Source organism: Silvania sp. (genome assembly GCF_051656365.1).
In the GTDB taxonomy this organism is placed as follows: Bacteria; Pseudomonadota; Gammaproteobacteria; order Enterobacterales; family Enterobacteriaceae; genus Enterobacter; species Enterobacter hatchlandensis.
Window position 1 is genome coordinate 184,299 of record NZ_JBOGBT010000035.1, and the last position, 6,341, is coordinate 190,639.

The 6,341-nt window shown below is 56.2% G+C and carries 5 protein-coding genes; 2 read left to right on the top strand and 3 right to left on the bottom strand.

Features of this window, described 5'->3' with window-relative positions; all coding sequences use genetic code 11:
* Positions 1-43 precede the first annotated feature (43 nt).
* On the top strand, positions 44-775 hold the full coding sequence (locus tag ACRDD5_RS07080) for a MurR/RpiR family transcriptional regulator (RefSeq protein ID WP_438676323.1): 732 nt from the start codon (positions 44-46) through the stop codon (positions 773-775).
* 115 nt (positions 776-890) lie between these two features.
* Positions 891-2,324, top strand: a complete 1,434-nt coding sequence (locus tag ACRDD5_RS07085; protein WP_438676316.1) for a 6-phospho-beta-glucosidase — start codon at positions 891-893, stop codon at positions 2,322-2,324.
* A 100-nt stretch (positions 2,325-2,424) separates the two neighbouring features.
* Here the strand turns inward: ACRDD5_RS07085 and ACRDD5_RS07090 are convergent, their stop codons facing one another.
* The 3 genes from ACRDD5_RS07090 to ACRDD5_RS07100 all read right to left on the bottom strand — a co-directional run.
* The gene (locus ACRDD5_RS07090; RefSeq protein WP_271284625.1) at positions 2,425-3,168 is read right to left on the bottom strand and encodes an SDR family oxidoreductase; all 744 of its coding nucleotides are present in this window, start codon (positions 3,166-3,168) and stop codon (positions 2,425-2,427) included.
* Positions 3,169-3,243: 75 nt separating this feature from the next.
* A complete protein-coding gene (gcvP, locus tag ACRDD5_RS07095) occupies positions 3,244-6,117 on the bottom strand; it encodes an aminomethyl-transferring glycine dehydrogenase (protein WP_271284624.1) in 2,874 nt (957 codons plus the stop codon).
* Between the two features lie 68 nt (positions 6,118-6,185).
* Positions 6,186-6,341 (bottom strand): glycine cleavage system protein H (locus tag ACRDD5_RS07100; protein ID WP_438676324.1); only part of this gene is annotated, 156 nt, incomplete at its 5' end.

Here is a 6,341-nt window from a genome sequence, read left to right on the forward strand (position 1 = left end):
CCCTGAAGATGAAGTCTGATAAGTGAGTTTAGCCACTGTGAGCATGTTCTCCCATTCCGCCATTGCCAGTCTCAATAACCTGGAGATGATGGTCTACAACACCGTCATCAAAAACCGCGATCGGGTGATGTACATGACCATCCGCGAACTGGCGGATGCGGCGGGGGTTTCCACCACCACCGTGCTACGCTTTTGTCGCAAACTGAATTGCGATGGCTATTCTGAATTCCGCGTCCGTTTTAAATTATATCTCGAACAAAACGAGCCGCAGCAGACCAATTTTGGTGCCAGTGAGATTATCAGTTTTTTCAAAAGCGTAAACAACGACGAATTTGATACGCTATTAAATAACGCCGTAGAGATAATCTTATCGTCGGAGCGTATTATATTTGTCGGCGCAGGCACCTCGGGGTCGCTGGCAAAATATGGCGCACGTTTCTTTTCCAATATTGGTAAGTTCAGCAACCATATCGACGATCCTTATTTCCCGGTCACCAACGATATGGCGAAAAACGCGCTGGCGATTGTGCTTTCGGTCTCGGGTGAAACCGAAGAGATCCTGCGCTTCGCCAGCCAGTTCAGCCTGCATCACTGCAAGGTGCTCTCCATTACCAGCCACGAACATTCGCGGCTGGCGAAACTGGCGGACTTTAATCTCTCCTGGCATGTCCCGCAAACGCGTATCGCAGGCGTCTATGATATTACGACGCAAATTCCGGTGGTTTATATTCTTGAATCTCTGGGGCGTAAGCTGGCGAAGAAATTAACGGAATAAAACACCCTGTTTTTTAGAGGTAACAAATTACAATTTCTACGAATTGTTATATCGTGACTTTTTATTCCCCTTTGTTAGACTCAAAAACAGACAGCAATAAACGAGATCAGCAAAGATGAAAAAACTCACCTTACCGAAAGACTTTTTATGGGGCGGCGCGGTTGCGGCGCACCAGGTTGAAGGCGGCTGGAACAAAGGCGGCAAAGGCCCGAGCATTTGTGACGTGCTGACCGGTGGCGCCCACGGCGTTCCGCGTGAAATTACCCAGCAGGTGGAAGCTGGCAAATACTATCCAAACCACGAAGCCATTGACTTCCACGGCCACTATAAAGAAGACATCAAGCTGTTTGCCGAGATGGGCTTCAAATGCTTCCGTACTTCTATCGCCTGGACGCGCATCTTCCCGAAAGGGGATGAAACTCAGCCGAACGAAGAAGGGCTGAAGTTCTACGACGACATGTTCGACGAACTGTTGAAGTACAATATCGAGCCGGTGATCACCCTCTCCCACTTCGAAATGCCGCTGCACCTGGTGCAGGAATACGGCGGCTGGACCAACCGTAAGGTGGTCGATTTCTTCGTTAATTTCGCCGAAGTGGTGTTTGAGCGCTACAAGAGCAAGGTCAAATACTGGATGACCTTCAACGAGATCAACAACCAGCGTAACTGGCGCGCGCCGCTTTTCGGCTACTGCTGCTCCGGCGTGGTGTACACCGAGCATCAAAACCCGGAAGAGACCATGTATCAGGTCCTGCACCACCAGTTCGTGGCCAGTGCCCTGGCGGTGAAAGCAGCCCGTCGCATCAACCCGGAAATGCAGGTTGGCTGCATGCTGGCAATGGTTGCGCTCTATCCTTTCTCCTGCAAACCAGAAGACGTGATGTTTGCCCAGGAATCAATGCGTGAACGCTATGTCTTTACCGACGTGCAGCTGCGCGGCTACTACCCGTCTTACGTGCTGAATGAGTGGGAGCGTCGCGGTTTCACCATCCAGATGGAAGCCGGAGATGAACAGATCCTGCGTGAAGGTACCTGCGCCTATCTGGGCTTCAGCTACTACATGACCAACGCGGTGAAAGCGGAAGGCGGTACCGGCGATGCGATTTCTGGCTTCGAAGGCAGCGTGCCAAACCCGCACGTGAAAGCGTCCGACTGGGGCTGGCAGATTGACCCGGTGGGCCTGCGTTACGCCCTGTGTGAACTGTATGAACGTTATCAGAAGCCGCTGTTTATCGTGGAAAACGGCTTTGGCGCGTACGACAAAGTAGAAGAAGATGGCAGCATCAACGATGATTACCGTATCGACTACCTGCGCGCTCACGTAGAAGAGATGGTAAAAGCGGTGACCTATGATGGAGTGGATCTGATGGGCTACACCCCGTGGGGCTGCATCGACTGCGTGTCATTCACCACCGGTCAGTACAGCAAGCGCTACGGTTTTATCTACGTGAACAAGCACGACGATGGGACCGGCGATATGTCCCGTTCACGTAAGAAGAGCTTTAACTGGTATAAAGAAGTGATCGCCAGCAACGGCGAAACGCTTTAATTTTCCTCTCACCCCGGCCCTCCCCCCAAAGGGGCGAGGGAGAAAAGATCGCACCGGGCAGTCCCCTCTCCCCTTTGGGGAGAGGGTTAGGGTGAGGGGTTTACTTCCCGCCCGCTAACTCAATAAAACTACCCGTCACGTACGACGCTTTCTCACTCAGCAGCCACACAATGGCCTGCGCGACCTCTTCCGGCTGGCCACCACGCTGCATCGGCAGGACGGATTTCAGGCGATCCACGCGCCCGGGCTCACCGCCGGAGGCATGGATTTCAGTATAAATCAGCCCAGGCCGTACGCAGTTGACCCGAATGCCCTGCGCCGCCACCTCCAGTGATAAGCCAGTCGTCAGGGAATCAACCGCCCCTTTCGATGCCGCATAATCCACGTATTCCCCCGGCGCGCCCAGTCGTGACGCTGCTGAAGAGACATTCACAATCGCCCCGCCTTTGCCGCCATGCTTGAACGACATCCGCTTTACCGCTTCGCGGCAGCAGAGGAAATAGCCCGTCACGTTGGTGGCCAACACACGGTTAATCCGCTCGGCGGAGAGGTTTTCGATGCTGCTTTGCTCGAACAGGATCCCCGCGTTATTGACCAGCGCAGTGAGCGGCTCGCCTTCACGGTCGAGGCTGTCAAACATCGCCAGCACCTGCGCTTCATCGCTGATATCAGCGCGGACCGCAAAGGCTTTACCGCCTTCTTCGACGATCTGATGGATTACGTCCGTTGCGGCTTTGATGTTGTGGTGATAGTTCACCGCCACGGTGTAGCCCTCGCGGGCCAGCTCCAGCGCGGTGGCTTTGCCGATCCCCCGGCTGGCTCCGGTTACAAGTGCAATTGCCATTCACGATCTCCCAGAAATAAAAAAGGCCGGGCAGCGCTGATGACGCTCACCCGGCCTACAGTCAGACTTTAAGTATTACTGATATTCGCTCATTGGCACACAAGAACAGAACAGGTTGCGATCGCCGTAGACATCGTCCAGACGTTTCACCGTTGGCCAGTACTTGTTCGCCATGCCTGCCGGGAAGACGGCCTGCTCGCGGGTGTAACCGTGGTTCCACTCCGCCACCAGCTCGTTCTGGGTGTGAGGCGCATTCACCAGCGGGTTATCTTCCAGCGGCCATTCGCCCTGCTTCACGCGGTCGATTTCACTGCGGATAGCCAGCATCGCGTCGATAAAGCGGTCCAGCTCGACTTTGCTTTCAGACTCGGTTGGCTCCACCATCAGCGTGCCTGCAACCGGGAACGACATGGTCGGCGCGTGGAAGCCGTAGTCGATCAGGCGCTTGGCGATGTCCAGCTCGCTGATGCCGGTTTCGTCTTTCAGGGGACGAATATCAAGGATGCATTCGTGCGCCACCCGGCCATCGCGACCGGTATAGAGCACCGGATACGCCTCTTTCAGGCGCGTTGCGATGTAGTTCGCATTCAGGATAGCGACCTGGCTGGCCTGCTTCAGCCCTTCCGCGCCCATCATGCGGATGTACATCCAGCTGATTGGCAGAATGGAGGCGCTGCCAAACGGGGCAGCCGAAACGGCACCCTGACGGGTGAGCATCCCTTCGATTTGCACGACGCTGTGACCCGGAACAAACGGTGCCAGATGCGCTTTCACGCCGATTGGCCCCATACCAGGACCGCCACCGCCGTGCGGGATGCAGAAGGTTTTGTGCAGGTTAAGGTGCGATACGTCTGCGCCGATATAGCCCGGCGTGGTGATCCCTACCTGAGCATTCATGTTGGCGCCATCAAGGTATACCTGACCGCCATGCTGGTGCACGATTTCGCACACTTCACGGATGGTCTCTTCGTACACGCCGTGGGTGGACGGATAGGTCACCATGATGCAGGAGAGTTTGTCCCCGGTCTGCTCGGCTTTCGCGCGCAGATCCGCAAGGTCGATGTTGCCGTTTTTATCGCAGGCCACCACCACCACGTCCATGCCTGCCATCTGGGCAGAGGCCGGGTTGGTGCCGTGGGCGGAGCTTGGGATCAGGCAGATATCGCGATGGCCTTCGTTGCGGCTCTCGTGATAATGGCGGATCGCCAGCAGGCCTGCGTATTCACCCTGCGCGCCTGAGTTTGGCTGCATGCAGAGCGCGTCATAACCGGTCAGCTTCACCAGCCAGTCGGAGAGCTGGTTGATCATCTGATGATACCCTTCCGCCTGATCGGCCGGGCAGAACGGGTGCAGCTCAGCGAATTCCGGCCAGGTGATCGGGATCATCTCGGCGGCAGCGTTCAGCTTCATGGTGCAGGAACCCAGCGGGATCATCGCCTGATTCAGGGCCAGATCTTTGCGCTCCAGCGAGTGCATGTAACGCATCATCTCGGTTTCGCTGTGGTAACGATTGAATACCGGATGGGCCAGGATCGCGTCATCACGCAGCATGTTTTGCTGAACAGAGCGGCTGTCGTGCGCTACGTCTTTATCAAGAACATCCACATTCAGGCCGTGGCCTTCACCCAGCAGCACGCTGAACAGCACCTGCACATCCTCACGGGTGGTGGTTTCGTCCAGGGTGATGCTTACCGCATTCAGGATGTCACTACGCAGGTTGATTTCTGCCGCTTCGGCACGCGCCAGTACCGTCGCTTTGTCGGCCACTTCGACACACAGGGTATCGAAGAAGTGCGCGTGGCGCAGTTTCTGGCCTTTTTGCTGCAGACCACAGGCCAGAATGTCGGCCAGACGGTGAATGCGGCTGGCGATACGCTTCAGGCCAACCGGGCCGTGGTAGACGGCGTACAGGCTGGCGATGTTAGCCAGCAGAACCTGAGAGGTACAGATGTTGGAGTTCGCTTTCTCGCGGCGAATGTGCTGCTCGCGAGTCTGCATCGCCATGCGCAGGGCAGTGTTACCGGCAGCATCTTTCGATACGCCGATAATGCGGCCTGGCATGGAGCGTTTGAATTCATCTTTGCCGGCGAAGAAGGCCGCGTGCGGGCCGCCGTAACCCATCGGCACGCCGAAGCGTTGTGCAGAGCCGAACACGATGTCCGCGCCCTGTTTGCCCGGGGAGGTTAACAGCACCAGCGCCATAAAATCGGCGGCCACGCTGACCACAATTTTGCGTGCTTTCAGCTCGGCAATCAGTGTGCTGTAGTCGTGGACTTCACCGGTGGTGCCTACCTGCTGCAGCAGCACGCCGAACACATCCTGGTGATCCAGCACTTTCTCAGCATCATCAACAATCACTTCAAAGCCAAAGGTTTCGGCGCGGGTACGCACCACGTCCAGCGTTTGCGGGTGAATGTCCGCAGCAACAAAGAATCGGTTCGCCCCTTTCAGCTTGCTGACGCGTTTTGCCATCGCCATCGCTTCGGCACCCGCCGTTGCTTCGTCCAGCAGAGACGCGGAGGCGATATCAAGGCCGGTCAGATCCAGCGTCACCTGCTGGAAGTTCAGCAGCGCTTCCAGACGACCCTGCGACACTTCTGGCTGATACGGGGTGTACGCGGTGTACCAGCCCGGGTTTTCCAGCATATTGCGCAGGATAACCGGGGGTAACTGCACGTTGGTGTAGCCCATGCCAATGTAAGACTTAAAGCGCTTATTCAGGCTGGCGATGCCTTTCAGTTCTGCCAGCGCAGCGTATTCGGTTGTCGCATCACCCACCTGCGGCGGGGTAGCGAGCTGAATGTCTTTCGGCACGATCTGCGAAATCAGTGCGTTTAACGATTCCGCGCCAACCGTGTTCAGCATCTCCTGCTGTTGCTGAGCATCCGGCCCAATGTGACGTTCAATAAAAGCGCCACGGTTTTCAAGCTGGCTTAAAGTCTGTGTCATGAGCGATGGTTCCTAAACGTGCGGTGATATTAGGATCCCCTCTCCCAAAGGGAGAGGGTGAAAAGCAATTACTCGTCTTCTAACAGTGCTGCGTACGCGGTCGCATCCAGCAGAGCTTCAACTTCTGCTTCGTCGTTCGCTTTGATTTTGAAAATCCAGCCGCCGGTGTACGGCTCGCTGTTGACCAGCTCCGGGGAGTCGCTCAGCGCGTCGTTGACGGCCAC